We start from the raw sequence: 17003 nt of genomic DNA on the forward strand, positions 1-17003 counted from the left end.
ACATCCATGAAAATCGAACGGAAAAAAATCTCGGCCCAGGTGCTGGATCAGCTCAAGGAAATGATAAAGGAAGGCAAGTTCCCGCTAAATGAGCCGATGCCATCCGAAAATGAACTGGCCAAACTGTTCGGCGTCAGCCGTGCGCCTGTTCGAGAAGCATTGAGCGTATTATCTGCCAGCGGGATCATTGAATCCAGGCAAGGCGGCAGAAGCTTCGTCAAAGAAGTTAATATGGCAGACATGCTTGGTGCTTTAGCGATTGAATACATTCCTGTGGAACAGGTTTTTGAGCTATTGGAAATGCGGATGGTTATGGAGACACAGGCAGCAGCGATTGCTGCCTTGCGTCGTGAAGAGGCCGACCTTGAAAAAATGAAGATGGCCCTCGATCAATTTGAAATCACACTGACGAATCCCGAAGCAGTAGGCGATCTGGCAGATGTTAATTTTCATAAACATCTTATCGAAGCAACGAAAAATCGATTCATGATACAGGTAATGGAAAATATCGATGATCTGTACCGAAAAGCAATAGCCTTTTCCCTTAAGAAGAATGTGGGTCTTCCAGAAAAGCGCGAACAGGTATATCAGGAGCATATGAGTATTTTTTCAGCTATTAAAGAACAGGACGAAGAAAGAGCGGCAAAGGCAATGCGGGTGCATCTTGAGAATGTGACAAAGAAATTGAAGGTGAACGAAGGGGAAGGAAAGAAGGTGCCGTTGTGATCACCGAACAGATTGTTGAGCGGCTTAAAAGCATCATGGGATCAGAAAAGCGCATTCTGCTTGAAAAAGCAGACCTGGTTTCTTATTCATACGATGGCTCGTTTGGAGCCTATAATCCCGAGATCATCCTGCAGCCAGTTTCAACTGAGGAAGTGGCAGGCATTGTAAAGCTAGCCAATGACATGAAAATTCCAGTCTATCCAAGAGGCAGGGGAACGAGTCTGAGCGGAGGCCCGCTCCCTGTCCACGGCGGGATGGTCCTTGATTTTTCCAGGTGGACCCAGAAGCTGATCATCGACCCGGAAGATACCGTTGCGATTGTATCTCCAGGTGTCATTACAGCTGATATTGACCGTGAAGCACAGCGGCATGGGCTGTTGTATCCGCCAGACCCAAGCAGTTCCCATGTTTCCACAATTGGAGGGAACCTCGCTGAAAATGCCGGCGGCCCGCGCGGCTTAAAGTACGGGGTAACAAAAGATTATGTGCTGGGTCTGGAGATCGTCACGCCAGAAGGGGACATCATCCGGACAGGCGGACGGACGGTCAAAAACGTCACAGGCTATGACCTGACGAAGCTGATTGTTGGCTCGGAGGGGACGCTGGGCATCATCACAGAGGCCACCCTTCAGCTGATTCCAAGACCTCAGGCCACCCAGACGATGATGGTCATATTTGATGACATTATTGATGCCGGAAAAGCAATATCGGCTGTGCTCACATCAGGTATCCTGCCTTCGAAAATGGAAATCATGGACCAGGCTTCAATCCAGGCGGTGGAAGAATTTCAGCCGATAGGACTCCCGATAGATGTAGATGCCATTATCCTGATTGAGCTTGATGGCCATCCAATCGCCATCAGGGATGAAAGCGAGCAGGTGAAGCAGGTGTGCCTGGAAGTTGGAGCAAGGGAAGCTATCATTGCAAGGGATGAGGAATCTGCCGAGAACCTATGGAAAGCGAGAAAACTCGTTTCGCCGGCCATCGTCAGAAAAAAGCCAACGAAAATTTCCGAGGATGCCACAATTCCAAGAAGCAAGATTCCTGAAATGTTCAGAAGGCTTCAGGAAATCAAAGCAAAATATGAAATTGACTTAGTCGTATTCGGTCATGCGGGTGATGGAAATCTGCATCCGAATATCATTACCGATAAGCAGGATAAAGAAGAGATGAAACGTGTGGAAAAAGCCGTAGAGGAGATTTTTACAGCAGCGATTGAATTGGGAGGAACTCTATCAGGCGAGCATGGAATCGGGACCATGAAGGCGCCGTTTATGGAGATGGAGCTTGGGGAAGCGGGACTGGAAATGATGATACGAATGAAAAAAGCGTGGGATCCGAACAACATAATGAATCCGGGCAAGATTTTTCCCGAGACAAAAGGGCAGAGGCTGGTGTTAGTCCATGACTAGCCAGCTCGCCTATAAAGAAACGTTTGACTGTGTCCAATGCGGCTATTGTCTTCCTGCCTGCCCCACATATGCCAGCATGGGGAAAGAAAGACATTCTCCACGGGGCCGGATCAATCTTGTGCAAATGGCGGCTGAAGGGAAAATAACCATCGAAGAAATTACAGAATCAATGGAGCTCTGCCTCGGCTGCCGCGCCTGTGAGACGGCGTGCCCAACGAATGTACAATATGGAAAAATTCTCGAATCATTTAAGGGAGTAAAGGCTGCCGAAGCACCAGCTCCATTCATGGAGAACATGGCTCTGCAGAAGGTCTTGCCGAATAAGAAACTGCTGGCAGCCATGAGAGCTTCACTTCGGGCCTATCAAAAAACGGGTATGGACTCGCTTGCCCGCAAAAGCAAGGCGCTAAGCATTTTTCCCGAACAGCTTCGGGCATTTGAAGAGATAGCACCTTATATTGAGATGCCAAATAAACAGCTAAGAACAGGCATCCTTCTGCCAGAGCGCGAGCCGAAAGCACGCGTCGCTTTTTTTACAGGGTGCATTATGGATGTGTTTTTTGCCAAGATCAATGACCTCAGCATCAAGCTGCTTCAGCATGCTGGCTGCGAAGTCACCGTAATCAAGGAACAGACCTGCTGCGGCGCGCTGCAGAACCATAGCGGGGATACGGGAACATCCAGGAAACTGGCGAAGGAAAATATTGCGGCTTTTGAAAAAGGGAACTTTGATTTTGTGGTAAATGCGATTGGCGGCTGCGGTGCGATGCTCGTTGAATATGATCACCTTCTCGCAAATGACCCGGAATGGGCAGAGCGTGCCAGGGTGTTCGCACAAAAGAATAAGGATGTAAGTGTAATACTGAACAAACTCGGAATCAGTTTCAGCCGGGAACTCTCAGGTGCTGTGACCTATCAGCCATCCTGCCATTTGTTAAATGTGCAGAAGGTGGCGGATGATCCCGTTCAGCTCCTTGAAAGCATACCAGGCATTACATATGTTCCGCTTCCGAAAGGGGATATGTGCTGTGGATCGGCGGGTATTTATAATATTGTCCACTACGAAGAATCCATGGAAATTCTTGATGCAAAAATGGAACATGTCCAAAGTATCTCGCCGGATACCATTGTCACGTCCAACCCAGGCTGCCATCTGCAGATGTGCCTCGGGGTCAAACGCGAGGGGCTTGAAGACAAGGTGCGTGTTGTCCATATTATTGAAATATTGGCAGAAGCCTGCGGGATTGATCATAAATAAGAGAAAGGGTGGAGGATCATGTATGATTACATCATTATTGGCGGGGGCATTGTCGGCCTGTCAACAGGAATGGAGCTGCTGAACCGGTTTCCATCTGCAAAAGTGGCCATCCTGGAAAAAGAAAGCCATGTGGCGGCCCACCAGACAGGCCATAACAGCGGAGTCATCCATTCCGGAATCTATTATAAGCCTGGAAGCTATAAAGCCAGGCTTGCCAAAAAAGGCAGCGAATCCATGACGGAATTTTGCCGGAAGCATGGGCTTGAAGTGGATATCTGCGGAAAAGTCATTGTCGCGAGCGAAGATTTCGAGCTGCCGCTCATAGACAATTTATATCAGCGCGGGTTGGACAACGGCCTTGGCATCCGCATGATTGACCATGGCGAGCTCCATGAAATCGAGCCGCATGTGAATGGAAAAAAGGCCATTCACGTGCCAATGGCTGGCATTGTCAACTATAAGCAGGTTTCGGAAAAGATGGCTGAGATCATTACAGCAAAAGGCGGGGACATCCTGCTGAATCATAAAGTATTAGCCATTGACGAAACAGCCCATGAAGTAATCGTCCAGACCAGCAGGGGAGAGGTAAGGGGAGCTTACTATGTTAACTGCGGCGGCCTGCAGTCAGACCGGATCGCCAAGCTTGCCGGATTGAAAACGGATGTTAAAATAGTGCCATTCAGGGGAGAGTATTTCATGCTCAAACCGGAGAAAAGCAGCCTCGTCAAAAATCTGATCTACCCTGTGCCAAATCCTAACTTCCCGTTCCTTGGGGTCCATTTTACCCGCATGATTAGTGGAGCCATTGATGTGGGTCCAAATGCCGTTCTAAGCTTTAAGCGGGAAGGCTATAAAAAGACGGATCTCAATGTGGCAGACCTTATGGAGGTTGTGGCTTATAGAGGCTTCTGGAAGCTCGCAAGGAAATATATGAAAGAGGGCGTGGAAGAAATGATCCGCTCAGCATCCAAGGAGCTCTTCATGAAAAATGTCCAGAAGCTCATGCCGGACATCCAGAAGGATGATATTGTTCCCGGTCCGGCTGGTGTCAGAGCGCAAGCCTTGAAGGACGATGGCTCATTAGTCGATGACTTTTTCATTGTGCCGAGCAAACGCTCCATTCATGTTTTAAACGCACCATCTCCGGCCGCGACGGCGTCCATTGAAATTGGAAAAGAAATCGTCAGGAAGATGGACGGGATGTTTAAGATGGAATCAGCTGTTTAAGTAATTGGAGAATAATTCAAAATCCCCTGAACCATAATATGGAAGAAAGGGGATTTTTATATGAAAGCAACTACAGCAATCAGGCTGCTTCACTTGGTCATTCCTTGGCTGACCATATTTTTTCTGCCGAAAAAGTCATTTAATAAATTTTCCACCGTCTCGGTTTTTGCGGGAATTTTAGTGTTCATTATGAGCATCCTGGCCATTCCTTTTAAATGGTGGACAGTAGAGGGCGGTCACTTCAAGAAATTGCTCAATGATTTAACCTTCATATTGGGTCCGTTTTTTATCGGGACCTTATGGATTTTTCATTTTACCTTCGGAAACTTTAAGCGTTACCTGGCTGTCAACGCTATCATGGACTTTCTATTCGCTTATCCGCTTAATTATTTGTATGAAAAATTTAACTTATATAAGCTAGTCAAATTTAAGCCCATCTATATTTTCCTGTTCTTCACCACGTACGCATGGATTATTTATGGATACCAGGAATTCTTTCATCGGAACCAAAGATAAGAAAAAGCCGCTCCTTCACGGAACGGCTATTCTCGTTAGCATTCTCCATTATGACACTCGACCCCGATTACACGGAAGCCATTTGCGTCCAGTTCATTCTTGATTTTATCCAAGGTTTCTTCTGTCGTATCCTTCGGCAATGTAAAAAGGATACGGCGGATCAGGCTGACATGAAAGTTGGATGAGTCCAGTGAGATGACTCCCTGGATATCGCTATATTTACTGATAATACTGCTTATCTTTTTCAGTGTTCCCTGTGTGCCATAGCTTCCCACAGTCAGGGTATAGCTTCCGCGGTTCAGTCCCCACGCTTCCTCAAGCAGTTCCAGTACGGCAGCATGCGTCAGCAATCCGACAAACTGCCCATTTTCATTCTTAACCGGCAGATAAGGATATCTCTTCAGCGTGAAAAAGGCTTTCATGAAAGAGTCATCCTCATCAATTACGGTCTGCTGGTCTTTAGCCAGAGCCGTAATGGGTTCTTCCAAAGAATGGTTCTCCTTATATTCTAAAATATCAACCTTATAGATATTGCCGACAAACTTTGTATGTGTGGCATCCAGAATAGGGACACAGCGGTAACCAGTTTCGTTTAAAAACTGCAGCGCCTGTTCCAAATTAAAGGTTTCATCACAAAACCGAACATCTTTTTTCTCCACCATCTGATGGCGAATCAGCATACCAGCATCCTCCTTTACCCCTAACCTTCTCTATTCTATGCCGGTGCCTTTTTGGCCATGATAAGAAATTAAGTGAATCCCCCTTTGAAAACTTGTAAAATAAGAAAAAGCCATTATCAGGAAAGGTGCTGAGAGAACGTGGAAAGCATTACAGTTGTGTCGCTGCTGGATGTAATTGGAGAGCTGTTTTCCGATGAGATTTCCATAGCGGTTTCCAATACAAGTGAATATATTTATTACAGGCCGAGCAAACGCATCGATTTGAAAATCAGGACGGGGGACAGGGTAAAGGAAGGAACCATCGCCTTTAAGGCTTTAGGGACACAGCAAAGGGTGTCGGAGTTTATTGATCGCGATGTATTTGGTGTTCCGTATCACGGCATGGCCGTGCCATTTTTGCATGAAGGAAAACTTGAAGGCTGCGTAACCGCCATTTTTCCGGCTTTGACGGACGGCAAATCGGTTGTGACAATGAAAACGAATGATGGCTGGATTCCGATTCCTTTTTCCGAGGTTGTCTGCCTTGAGGCAAAGGATAAGAAGACCTATGTACATACTGGCGGCCATTCAGGCACCCATAAATACTCGCTTCAGGATTTTGAGTATTCGCTGCCGAAGGACAGTTTTATCCGCTGCCACCGCTCATTCATTGTAAATGTTAATCATATAAAGGAAATCTTTCCTGACACGCATTCCACCTTTCTCCTCGTCATGAAAAATGGGGACCGGGTGCCTGTCAGCCAGTCTTACTCCAGCTATTTCCGTAAATTGCTCGGTTTTTAGAAAATTCTTTCTGTTTCAGCTTTCTAATCTGCTGTTTTATCCGAATTTTCCGTAAGTTAATCGGAAAAGTCCTGACTCCCCCCTTTATCCGGGTAAAATGATTATATATATCATGGCAAAGGGGATGAGCAACATGGAGAAAATTTTAGATCGAATTCGCGACAGCCGCCTGCATGACCGGGTAGTTACACCTGAAGAAGCAGCATCCTGGATTCAGGATGGCATGACTCTGGGGCTAAGCGGCTTTACACGTGCAGGCGATGTGAAAGCGGTGCCATTCGCGCTGGCTGACCGTGCCAGGCATGAGAGTTTTAAAGTGAATGTGTATACGGGGGCTTCTTTGGGATCTGATGTGGATAAGCTTTTTGCGGAAGCAGGGATTTTGGGAAAAAGGCTGCCGTTTCAGGCCGATCCGACCATGAGAAAAGGGATTAACCAGGGGGATTTCTTATTTATCGATCAGCATTTATCCCACACGGCAGAGCTTGTTCGCGCCAATGTCATGGATCCTATTGATTTCGCCATTTTGGAAGCGGTTTCTATTACGGAGGATGGGCTGATCATTCCGTCTACTTCAATAGGAAACTCGCTATCTTTCGCTGAAAATGCCAGACACATCATTATCGAAATCAATCTGGCACAATCCACGCAGCTGGAAGGCCTGCATGATTTATATGAACCTGGCAGGCAGGGGGAACGGAAGCCGATTCCGCTGACCAAAGCCGACGACCGTATCGGCGCTCCGGGAATTAAAGTGGATTTGGATAGAGTGAGGGGTATCGTATTCACGAATCAGCAGGACTCTCCTTCAACGATCGTACCACCGGATGAAGAAACCGCTATCATGGCACAGCATCTGCTTCAATTTCTCCGCGGGGAGATTGAAGCAGGCAGGCTGACAAATAGTCTGGCACCGCTGCAGTCGGGTATAGGGTCCGTAGCGAATGCCGTGCTTCATGGAATGCTCGACTCAGAGTTTGAGAATCTGGAAGTCTATTCAGAAGTGCTGCAGGATGCGGTATTTGATTTGATGGATGCCGGAAAAGTGGACTTTGCTTCCTGCTGTTCCATCACACTATCAGATAAAAAAATGAAAGAGGTTTTCACGAACTTTGACCGGTACAGAGACCGTTTAATCATGCGTCCGCAGGAGATATCCAATCATCCTGAAATCATCCGCCGCCTCGGCTTGATTTCGATTAATACAGCCTTGGAGCTTGATATCTATGGAAACGTGAACTCGACCCATGTCCTTGGAACGAAAATGATGAACGGCATCGGCGGATCCGGTGATTTTGCCAGAAATGCGCGACTGGCGATCTTCGTGACTAAATCAATTGCCAAAGACGGCAGGATTTCAAGCATCGTCCCATTCGTTTCCCATGTCGACCACACCGAGCATGATGTCGATGTCGTTGTGACAGAACAAGGCTTTGCAGACCTTCGCGGGCTGGCTCCAAGGCAGCGTGTCGAACTGATCATCGAGAATTGCGCACATCCGCTGTACCGCGAGCAGCTTCGCGAATATTACCGGGAAGCCCTCACAAGAGGTGGACAGACTCCGCATGTACTGGAAAAAGCCCTTTCCTGGCATACAGACTTCGCCAGGAATGGAACGATGCTGAAAGAAACAGCGGCAGCTGCTCCTCCTCAGTGGAGCTTCTGCTAAAACAACTAGTGCCAGGCACCTATACCATCTCACCCAGCTGGTATAGGTGCCTGGCACTTTTAATGTTACAATGATAGTATACTAACAAAATGATTGGGTGGAACTATGAGTAAAGCGATCAAATTAATTGCTGCTTCTAAATATAAGAATGGGTTTAAGGATGGCTATCCGCTGGTGACGGAGGAATCGGTGCAGCGGATTCCGAAGGGGATTGAAGAGGGTGCGGTCATTGAACTGACTGATGAGAGCGGGCGGTTTATCGGCAAAGGGTATTATGGAAAGCAGAATAAAGGCAGGGGCTGGATTCTCTCGCGAAACCCTCAGGAAACCTTCGACGAAGCGTTTTTTGCGAAAAAATTTAAAGAAGCTTTAAAAAGGCGAGAAGCCCTATTTCGTGATCCCGAAACAACCGCTTTTCGGGTTTTCAATGGAGAAGGAGATGGAATCGGAGGCATCACGATTGATTATTACGATGGCTTTTACGTGATCAGCTGGTACAGTGAAGGGGTTTACACCTTCAGAGATACGGTAATTCAGGCAATGATGAACAGTGCTGATGTAAAAGGCCTGTATGAAAAGAAACGGTTTGCTGTAAAAGGCACCTATATAGAGGATGATGATTTCGCAGCAGGAGAACGGGCATCTTTTCCGCTGATGGTGAAGGAGAATGGAATCAGATTTCCCATTTATCTGAACGATGGCGCCATGGTAGGTGTATTCCTTGATCAGAGGCATGTCCGAAAGACGATCAGGGACAAGTATGCCGAAGGGAAAACGGTACTGAACACGTTCTCTTATACGGGCGCTTTTTCAGCGGCTGCCGCATTAGGAGGAGCAGTGAAAACAACAAGTGTTGACCTTGCCAACCGCAGCAAAAGCAAAACCATCGAAATGTTCAGCGTCAACGGCATTGATTTTGAGGGACAGGATATCATTGTGGAAGATGTGTTCAACTACTTCAAATACGCCGTTCGGAAGCAGCTGAAATTTGATATGGTCATCCTTGATCCTCCAAGCTTTGCCCGTTCCAAAAAGCATACATTCAGCGCCAGAAAAGATTACCCGGAACTGCTTGCGCAGGCCATTCAGATAACAGAAAAGAACGGAATCATTGTGGCATCATCAAACTGCAGCACATTCAACATGAAAAAATTCAAAGACTTTATCAAAAAAGCGTTCGCACAAACAGGGGACCGATACAAAATCATTGAGGAATTCACCCTTCCTGAAGACTTCCGCACCATTAAGGAATTCAAAGAAGGAGACTACCTTAAAGTAGTATTCATACAGAAACTGTAAAAAAAGAGTGACAGGAACCTATACCACTTTGGCCAGCTGGTATAGGTTCCTGTCACCTTTTTATTCATATTTAACCCGCAGCTCCTTCATCTCTTCCACAAGGTTCTTCCCGATTTCCTGTAAAAAGTCTTCATAGACTGGATCCAGCTTAGCCTGCCATTCCTGTTTTTCTTCAGGTGAGAGTTCATAAATTTGAATGGAGGAATTCTGCCTAATTTTTTCAAGCAGTTCTTCATTCATTTCAAATGCCATCCGGCTGTTCCAGGCGGTAGTTTCTTCCATTGCCTCGAGCAGAATCTTCTTTGTTTCCTCTGTCTGTTCATTCCAGACCTTCTCGCTCATCATCACCGCATATCCAAGATAGCCATGATTGCTGATTGTCATATGCTTTTGCAGGTTATAAAATTTCTTTGAATAGATATTGGAAATTGTGTTCTCTTCACCATCCACAACGCCTTCTTCCAGGAGTTTATAAGTGGAATTGAATGAATCCTGAACAGCCTTTGCCTTCAGGCGGCTGAATTGGGCTGATATCACATCACTTTGCATGATCCGGAAAGATTGCCCTTTCAGATCCCCAGGTTTTTGGATAGGACCCTGATTTGAAGTGATCTGCTTAAATCCATTTGGCCAATGGGCGAGCCCTTTAATGCCATCCCCCTGCAGGGATCTCAGCAGCTGTTGGCCGATTTTTCCGTTCAGGCCTTCAAGAGCAGCTTCACGCGAAGGGAACGCAAAAGGCAGATCCAGCACTCCCCATTGCGGTGAAAGCATACCTAGCTTGGAGGTGGAAGGGGCAATAAAGTGAACCTGGCCTTCTCTAAGAGCATTAATTTCTTGAATATCGGAATAGAGACTGCCGTTTGGAAACACTTCTATTTTAATATGGCCATTCGACTTTTCAGCGACAAGCTCTGCAAACCTTTGGGCGGCAAGGCCCTTTGGCGTATTTTCAGCCACCACATGGCTGAACTTGAAGACAATTTGATCCTTGAGCCCTTCCTGGTCATCATCATAGGGAATCGCTTCCCTTGGAAAAAAGCTTTGATACCCAAAGAAGGCAGCCAGCAGCAAAACCATACCGGCAAGGAGAATATAGCCTGCGGCGCTTTTCATTTGAATCCTCCTTTTTAAAACTATTAATGTTATCATACTTACAAGAATTCTATCCGTAAAGACAGAAGGGAGGGACCCTTGTGAATCAGATGCCCATCCGCTGGAAGATTACCATCCTGTCTTATGCAGTCGTTATTTTTTCTTTATTGATTGGCGGAATGGTCGTTATTGCAAACATCCAGGAGCAGGAAGAAAAAGAACTGAGGATACGCTCGATGAATACAGCCAGAACGGTGGCAGAGCTGTCAGATGTGAAAAAAGGTATCCTGCAGCCGCAGGGCTGGAAGACGGTTAATAAAGTCGCAGAGGAAATCCGGATTATTAATGAAACAGACTATATCGTGATCATGAATATGGAGCGTATCCGCTATTCCCATCCGGTCAGGGAACTGATCGGCCAACCATCTGCAGGTGAGGACGAGAAACCGGCTTTTGCCGAGCATATTTATTTTTCCAAGGCAGAGGGAGACGTCGGTACCTTTATTCGCGCATTTATCCCGATTAAAGATGAAAGCCTCAATCAAATCGGAGTGGTCGTTGTCGGCAATAAGATCCCTTCAATTACGGAGATTATCACTGATCTTACAGATGAAATCAGCATTATTGTCCTGCTGACGCTCATATTTGGACTGATCGGCTCTTTGATGCTCGCCAATCATATTAAAAAGCAGATGTTCCAGCTTGAGCCCCATGAAATCAAACGGATGCTGGAGGAAAGGACAGCCACGTTTCATTCGATTAATGAAGGCGTAATCGCGATCGATAACCAGGAAAACATTACGATTTTCAATGAAAAGGCAAAGAAGATTTTTAACGTGACTGGCGATGTCGCCGGTAAAAAAATCAGATCTGTTTTAAAAGACACCAGGCTTCCTGAAATAGTGGAGCGCAGCCGTGCAGTCTATAACGAACAAATTATTGTAAGCGGCAAGGTCATATTAAGCACCAGAATTCCCATCCGGAAAGACAGCGAATTGATCGGAGCGGTAGCGATTTTCCAGGACCGCACGGAAGTCACGAAGCTAGCCGAAGAGCTGACCGGTGTAAAAAGCTTTGTTGAGGCGCTGAGGGTGCAGAACCATGAACATATGAACAAGCTTCACACCATTGCCGGATTGATTCAGCTCGGGAAAGCAGACAAAGCTTTAAAGCTGACGTTCGATGCATCTGGAGAGCAGGAAAACCTCTCAAATTTCCTCAGCGATAAAATCAGGAACGATGCCATTGCAGGCCTATTATTAAGTAAGGTGCGGCGCGGAAAGGAATTGGGCATCACGGTGGTTATCGACCCAAACAGTAATCTGGAGGAGTTTCCAAACCGTCTGGATCACCATGACTTTGTTTTGCTCCTGGGCAATCTGATTGAGAATGCTTTCGGGGCTTTTGAGCATAGTGAACGTGAAGATCGAAAAATAGATATCAGCATTGAACAGACGGATGAGATTTGTGCGGTGCTGGTGGAAGATAACGGCAGCGGGATAGAAGAATCGATATTGCCGAAGCTATATGAAAAAGGATTTACCGCCAATAAATCAGGCGGAACAGGCTATGGGCTTTACCTTGTCAAACAAATTACAGAAAAAGGCGGAGGAGTGATCGAGGTTTCAACTGGCCGGGATGAAAGAACTTCCTTTACGATCACTTTTCCAATGGAAGCGGAGGGAGAAGCATATGGCGGTTAAAGAAGAAATCAGTGTGCTGCTGATTGAAGATGACCCAATGGTCCAGGAAGTTAATAGAGAATTCATTGCAAGTGTGGATGGATTTAAGATTATTGCGGCAGCCGGAAATGGGGAGGAAGGCATCAGCCTTGCGAAAAAACTGAAGCCTGACCTGGTTATTTTGGATATTTTTATGCCAAAAAAAGATGGCATACAAACTCTGCAGGAATTCAGAAAGCAGCACCTCGATTCTGATGTCATCGTCGTTTCCGCTGCAAAGGATAAGGAAACCATTAAGCTGATGCTTCAAAATGGCGCAAGAGATTATATCATTAAACCTTTTAAGCTGAACAGAATTCAGCAGGCTCTTGAAAAATACCGCCATTACAGGGAGAGCCTGAAGGAATCAGGCACATTATCACAGGATCAGCTCGATGCCCTTATTTATGCCAGGCAGGCGAAAAAAGAAGAAAATGTTCTGCCAAAAGGGCTGAATGAATTCACCTTGAATGAAATTACTGCTTTCATGCAGCAGCAGACCAAACCCCGCTCTGCCGAAGAAGTCGCCAACGGCATCGGCATAGCCAGAGTAACCGCCCGCCGCTATCTCGATTATCTAGAAAAAGGCGGTGCAATCCGGCTGGATGTGCAGTACGGGGGAGTGGGCAGGCCAGTCAATCGGTATGTCATCGTTTAGTTATCACATCCCGAGACCAAAATGAACAAAACATCCGTTATGACCATAAACTTCTCGCTTTTATCTGAAAACGCTATCATTTCTAATAGAATGAATAGTTAGAAAAAAGGAGATGAGATAAAAGTGAAGAAGAAGCGGATTTATAAGAATTTAACCTTTCAGGTGTTAACGGCTATTTTTATCGGTGTTATGGTCGGACTGATTTGGCCGGAAGTCGGAAAAGAAATGAAGCCGGTAGGCGACACCTTCATCAGCGCAGTCAAAATGGTCATCGCCCCGATTATTTTCCTGACCATCGTCCTTGGAATCGCCAAAATGGGTGATATGAAAAAAGTCGGCAAGGTTGGCGGCAAAGCGTTCATCTATTTTGAGGTTGTTACTACACTTGCTTTAATGATCGGTCTGATCGTCGTTAATGTCATAAAACCAGGTGCAGGACTGAACTTTAATGAATTGGAAAAAGGGGATGTTTCACAGTATACAGCCAATGGCGGAGAGGGCATCAATTGGATTGAGTTTGTTACACATATTGTTCCTTCCAACATGGTGGATGCCTTCGCAAAAGGGGATATCCTGCAGGTATTATTCTTCTCTATCTTATTTGGAGTCGGTTTGGCTGCACTTGGTGAAAAGGGCAAAATCGTCATTGAATTTTTGGATAAGCTATCATTAGTCTTCTTTAAAATCATCGGCTATGTCATGAAGGCAGCCCCGCTTGGAGCCTTTGGAGCCATGGCTTATACCATCGGGCATTTCGGACTGGCCTCACTTGTTCCGCTTGGCAAACTGATGATTTCCGTGTACGTGACGATGTTCTTATTTATCTTTGTTGTTTTAAATATTATCTGCAAAATGTACGGATTCAGCTTATGGAATTATCTGAAGTTCATCAAAGATGAAATTTTAATCGTATTAGGCACAAGTTCATCAGAATCAGTGCTACCGAGAATGATGGATAAAATGGAGCGCATTGGCTGCTCCAAATCGGTTGTGGGTCTGGTCATTCCAACAGGTTACTCCTTTAACCTGGACGGTACATCCATCTACCTGTCCATGGCAGTTGTCTTCCTTGCACAAGTGTTCGGAGTGGATCTTACAATCGGACAGCAGGTTACCATTCTCTTAGTGCTCATGCTGACTTCAAAAGGTGCCGCGGGTGTCACAGGCAGCGGATTTATCGTATTGGCATCGACGCTTGCCGCCCTACAGGTTATTCCTCTTGAAGGATTGGCTCTTCTTCTTGGTGTAGACCGCTTCATGAGTGAAGGAAGAGCAATAGTGAACCTGATCGGAAACGGAATCGCAACGATGGTTGTAGCAAAAAGCGAGAATGAATTTGATGAAAATAAGGCTAAGAAAGCCATTAGTGAAATGAAATTAATGAAGCAGGAACAGCAAAAACAGGCTGTATAAAAGGTAAAGGCCATTTCCAACAAGGGAATGGCCTTTATTTATTGTCGAAAACCTTCCAAAGCTCCGACAATTCCTGCACCTATTTCCCGGGAAAAAATCAAGTATAAGAAGGAATGTCTGTTCCTTCAATCAAACGTTTGATTGAAAGGATAATTGTTGAATAACCACGAAAAACAGGCAAAATTTAGAAAGTTGTAAAAATTGTATGGTATGATTATTCTTAAAAAAGTGACAGGCATCTATACCACTTAAGCAACCTGTATAGGTGCCTATCACCGGAAAGAAGGTTCACATCGTGAAGCGCCTGAAGGTTCATTATGCGTGGATTATTTTAATATTGACGTTTTTGGCGTTGCTGGCTGCACAGGGTGTACGCTTGTCGTTCGGGGCGTTTATGGCGCCATGGGAGCATGAGTTTTCCGCGAATCGCAGTGTCATATCCTTCGTTGCCTTTGTCAGCTATATTGTTTTTGCCATTTCACAGCCGTATGTTGGCAGGCTGATTGATAAATATGGCATCCGCTATATTCTGTCCTGCAGCATTTTGGTGATCGGTTTTTCAACACTTCTGACCTTTTTCACTACTAATGCTGTTCAGCTGATTATCATTTATGGTGTAATCGCCTCGGTTGGTTTTGGAGGTGCATCCAATGTAGCGGGAACGATGGCAGTGGCGACCTGGTTTGCCGATAAAAAGGGAATGGCCATGGGACTGATGTCTGCAGGAACAGCCGCAGGGCAGCTTATTCTTGTGCCGCTGTCCTTATTCCTAATTGACCAGATGGGCTGGAAGACAACCGTTATTGTGCTCGGCTGCTTCCTGATTGTATTCATTTTTCCGCTTCTTCTGCTCTTTATCCGTTCGAACCCGGCAGATCTAAATATCGAGGCTTATGGAGTGAAAGTGAGTGATAATGCGAAGGAGAGGCAGGGGAAAAAGGAAGCGACAAAAGGAACGCTATCTATATTCCAGCTCTTAAAGCGAAAAGAATTCCTGTTTCTCATGCTCCCGTTTTTCGTTTGCGGCGTCACCACTACAGGCCTGATGGATACCCATCTTATTCCCTTTGCCCAGTATTGCGGATTTACGCCTGGCGTTACCGGTGCCGCTGTCAGTCTGCTTGCCGGCTTTAATATTCTCGGCACAGTCGTTTCCGGGTTCCTCGCAGATAGGTGGAATTGCAGAAGGATCCTTGCCTTTCTCTATGGAATTCGGGCCCTGACCATTGTTCTTCTGCTCATCATCGTGAATGATGCTTCCCTGTTTGGCTATTTCGTCACTCAATCCCATTTGTTGATTCTGTTTGCCATCAGCTTTGGGATTGTCAATTTTGCCACTGTCGCGCCGACCATGAAACTGGCTGCGGAATATTTCAGCCATCTTTCCGCCGGAGCGGTGATTGGCTGGATTTATTTGAGCCATCAGCTGGGTTCTGCACTTGGTTCCTTCGTCCCTGGTGTAATATTTGATCTGACAGGGAGTTATGACAGTTCTTTCATTGCGTCCATCGTACTTCTTGTTCTGGCATCCGCCTTAAGCATTATGCTTCCGAGACAAGGGGCAGACCATCAGTATGCGAACAGCAGGGAATTAGCGGAAAATAGTTAAGGGCTTAAAATCGACACTTTATTTCTCATAGGTTAAAATAATAATATTGAAATAGCAGTTCGGTTAGGGGAGACAGGCATGCATCGTAATCATGATCTATATCAATTTTTCCGTGAAAAAACCTGGGACTTAACAGAAGAATGGTATAAAAATGTGAACAAAGAAGAGAGCGGCGGAATATATACCTCAGAAGACCCCGCTGTAATTGAACGAGTAAAGAAGCAAAATTACGAATTCCACAAGCAGTTCTCCGAAGTCTTCCATAAAGAAGAAGTCGCTTTCTTTCATGAGCTGGAAAGCTGGATTGTCAAAGTGGCGCAGGATGATGAACACCTCCGCACGCCTCTGGAGATGATCCTGCAGGAGTTCTTTAACACCCAGGAACAATATTTGAACTTGCTTGAGCAGTTCGTTGAATTTAACCAGGGCCAATATGATGAAAAACAAATTACCTTATGGCGCAGGATGATTATTAGAACCATTGGTGAGGTGGTTACCTGGTTCACGGAAGAGTATAATAATCATTCCCAAAAGAGGCTGCAGGCTCAGCAGGCTTTAATCCTTGAACTCAGTTCCCCGGTCATTTCTCTGACAGAAGATATCGCACTTCTGCCGCTTGTTGGGGATATTGATACGGCCCGCGCAAAAGCCATGCTAGAAAATACACTTCAGCAATGCAATAAATTAGGCGTCAACCAGCTGTTCCTTGACCTTTCAGGCGTAGTCATGATTGATACCATGGTAGCCCATCAGCTTTTCCAGCTGATAGAAGCGCTAAGCCTGATCGGCGTAAAGACAACAATCTCCGGCTTAAGACCGGAAATTGCCCAGACCGCAGTACAGCTCGGTTTGTCATTTGATCACGTCAGCATCAAATCCACGCTATCCAGTGCCATTAAATCAGCGAACATAATAGCAGAGTAATAGAAAACACGAT

Annotated in this window: 15 protein-coding genes; 13 read left to right on the forward strand and 2 right to left on the reverse strand. The window is 45.9% G+C overall.

Features of this window, described 5'->3' with window-relative positions:
- Positions 1 to 6 precede the first annotated feature (6 nt).
- The 5 genes from DFO72_RS16160 to DFO72_RS16180 are packed head-to-tail and all read left to right on the forward strand — an operon-like array spanning position 7 to position 5139.
- On the forward strand, positions 7 to 726 hold the full coding sequence (locus DFO72_RS16160) for a FadR/GntR family transcriptional regulator (protein WP_113882982.1): 720 nt from the start codon (positions 7 to 9) through the stop codon (positions 724 to 726).
- Positions 723 to 2138 (forward strand): FAD-binding oxidoreductase, encoded by a 1416-nt coding sequence (locus DFO72_RS16165; protein WP_113882983.1) that lies wholly within the window; start codon positions 723 to 725, stop codon positions 2136 to 2138. Before DFO72_RS16160 ends, DFO72_RS16165 begins: the two co-directional genes overlap by 4 nt.
- Entirely contained in the window at positions 2131 to 3396 is a 1266-nt protein-coding gene (locus DFO72_RS16170; protein WP_113882984.1) for a (Fe-S)-binding protein, read from the forward strand. The genes DFO72_RS16165 and DFO72_RS16170 overlap by 8 nt, the downstream gene beginning before the upstream one ends.
- Before the next feature lie 18 nt (positions 3397 to 3414).
- Positions 3415 to 4623 carry an L-2-hydroxyglutarate oxidase gene (lhgO, locus tag DFO72_RS16175; protein ID WP_113882985.1) on the forward strand — a complete coding sequence of 403 codons (1209 nt, stop codon included), beginning with the start codon at positions 3415 to 3417 and terminating at the stop codon, positions 4621 to 4623.
- A gap of 60 nt (positions 4624 to 4683) precedes the next feature.
- On the forward strand, positions 4684 to 5139 hold the full coding sequence (locus tag DFO72_RS16180) for a hypothetical protein (RefSeq protein WP_113882986.1): 456 nt from the start codon (positions 4684 to 4686) through the stop codon (positions 5137 to 5139).
- 35 nt (positions 5140 to 5174) lie between these two features.
- Here DFO72_RS16180 and cbpA read toward each other — a convergent pair whose 3' ends face one another.
- Positions 5175 to 5819, reverse strand: coding sequence for a cyclic di-AMP binding protein CbpA (cbpA, locus tag DFO72_RS16185; RefSeq protein WP_113882987.1), 645 nt, complete (start codon positions 5817 to 5819; stop codon positions 5175 to 5177).
- Positions 5820 to 5957: 138 nt separating this feature from the next.
- On the opposite strand from cbpA, the gene DFO72_RS16190 reads away from it, so the two are divergent.
- The 3 genes from DFO72_RS16190 to DFO72_RS16200 all read left to right on the forward strand — a co-directional run bounded on the left by DFO72_RS16190 (position 5958) and on the right by DFO72_RS16200 (position 9570).
- Positions 5958 to 6602, forward strand: a complete 645-nt coding sequence (locus DFO72_RS16190; protein WP_113882988.1) for a LytTR family DNA-binding domain-containing protein — start codon at positions 5958 to 5960, stop codon at positions 6600 to 6602.
- Between the two features lie 133 nt (positions 6603 to 6735).
- The gene (locus tag DFO72_RS16195; RefSeq protein WP_113882989.1) at positions 6736 to 8271 is read left to right on the forward strand and encodes an acetyl-CoA hydrolase/transferase family protein; all 1536 of its coding nucleotides are present in this window, start codon (positions 6736 to 6738) and stop codon (positions 8269 to 8271) included.
- Positions 8272 to 8376: 105 nt separating this feature from the next.
- The gene (locus DFO72_RS16200; RefSeq protein ID WP_113882990.1) at positions 8377 to 9570 is read left to right on the forward strand and encodes a class I SAM-dependent rRNA methyltransferase; all 1194 of its coding nucleotides are present in this window, start codon (positions 8377 to 8379) and stop codon (positions 9568 to 9570) included.
- Positions 9571 to 9630: 60 nt separating this feature from the next.
- On the opposite strand, the gene DFO72_RS16205 is transcribed toward DFO72_RS16200, so the two are convergent.
- Positions 9631 to 10686: a TRAP transporter substrate-binding protein gene (locus tag DFO72_RS16205; protein ID WP_113882991.1), complete on the reverse strand. Its 1056-nt coding sequence runs from the start codon at positions 10684 to 10686 to the stop codon at positions 9631 to 9633.
- Positions 10687 to 10775: 89 nt separating this feature from the next.
- Here DFO72_RS16205 and DFO72_RS16210 point away from each other — a divergent pair, with 89 nt between their 5' ends.
- From DFO72_RS16210 to DFO72_RS16230, 5 genes are all read left to right on the forward strand, one after another.
- Positions 10776 to 12368, forward strand: coding sequence for an ATP-binding protein (locus DFO72_RS16210; protein ID WP_395858187.1), 1593 nt, complete (start codon positions 10776 to 10778; stop codon positions 12366 to 12368).
- A complete protein-coding gene (locus DFO72_RS16215; RefSeq protein ID WP_113882993.1) occupies positions 12358 to 13044 on the forward strand; it encodes a response regulator in 687 nt (228 codons plus the stop codon). Before DFO72_RS16210 ends, DFO72_RS16215 begins: the two co-directional genes overlap by 11 nt.
- A 123-nt stretch (positions 13045 to 13167) precedes the next feature.
- Positions 13168 to 14457, forward strand: coding sequence for a C4-dicarboxylate transporter DctP (gene dctP / locus DFO72_RS16220; protein WP_113882994.1), 1290 nt, complete (start codon positions 13168 to 13170; stop codon positions 14455 to 14457).
- 295 nt (positions 14458 to 14752) lie between these two features.
- Positions 14753 to 16066, forward strand: coding sequence for an MFS transporter (locus DFO72_RS16225; RefSeq protein ID WP_113882995.1), 1314 nt, complete (start codon positions 14753 to 14755; stop codon positions 16064 to 16066).
- A 78-nt stretch (positions 16067 to 16144) separates the two neighbouring features.
- Positions 16145 to 16990 (forward strand): STAS domain-containing protein, encoded by an 846-nt coding sequence (locus DFO72_RS16230; protein WP_113882996.1) that lies wholly within the window; start codon positions 16145 to 16147, stop codon positions 16988 to 16990.
- Positions 16991 to 17003 lie beyond the last annotated feature (13 nt).

The sequence above is a fragment of the Cytobacillus oceanisediminis genome (genome assembly GCF_004366035.1).
GTDB classification, from domain to species: domain Bacteria; phylum Bacillota; class Bacilli; order Bacillales; family Cytobacillaceae; genus Cytobacillus; species Cytobacillus oceanisediminis_C.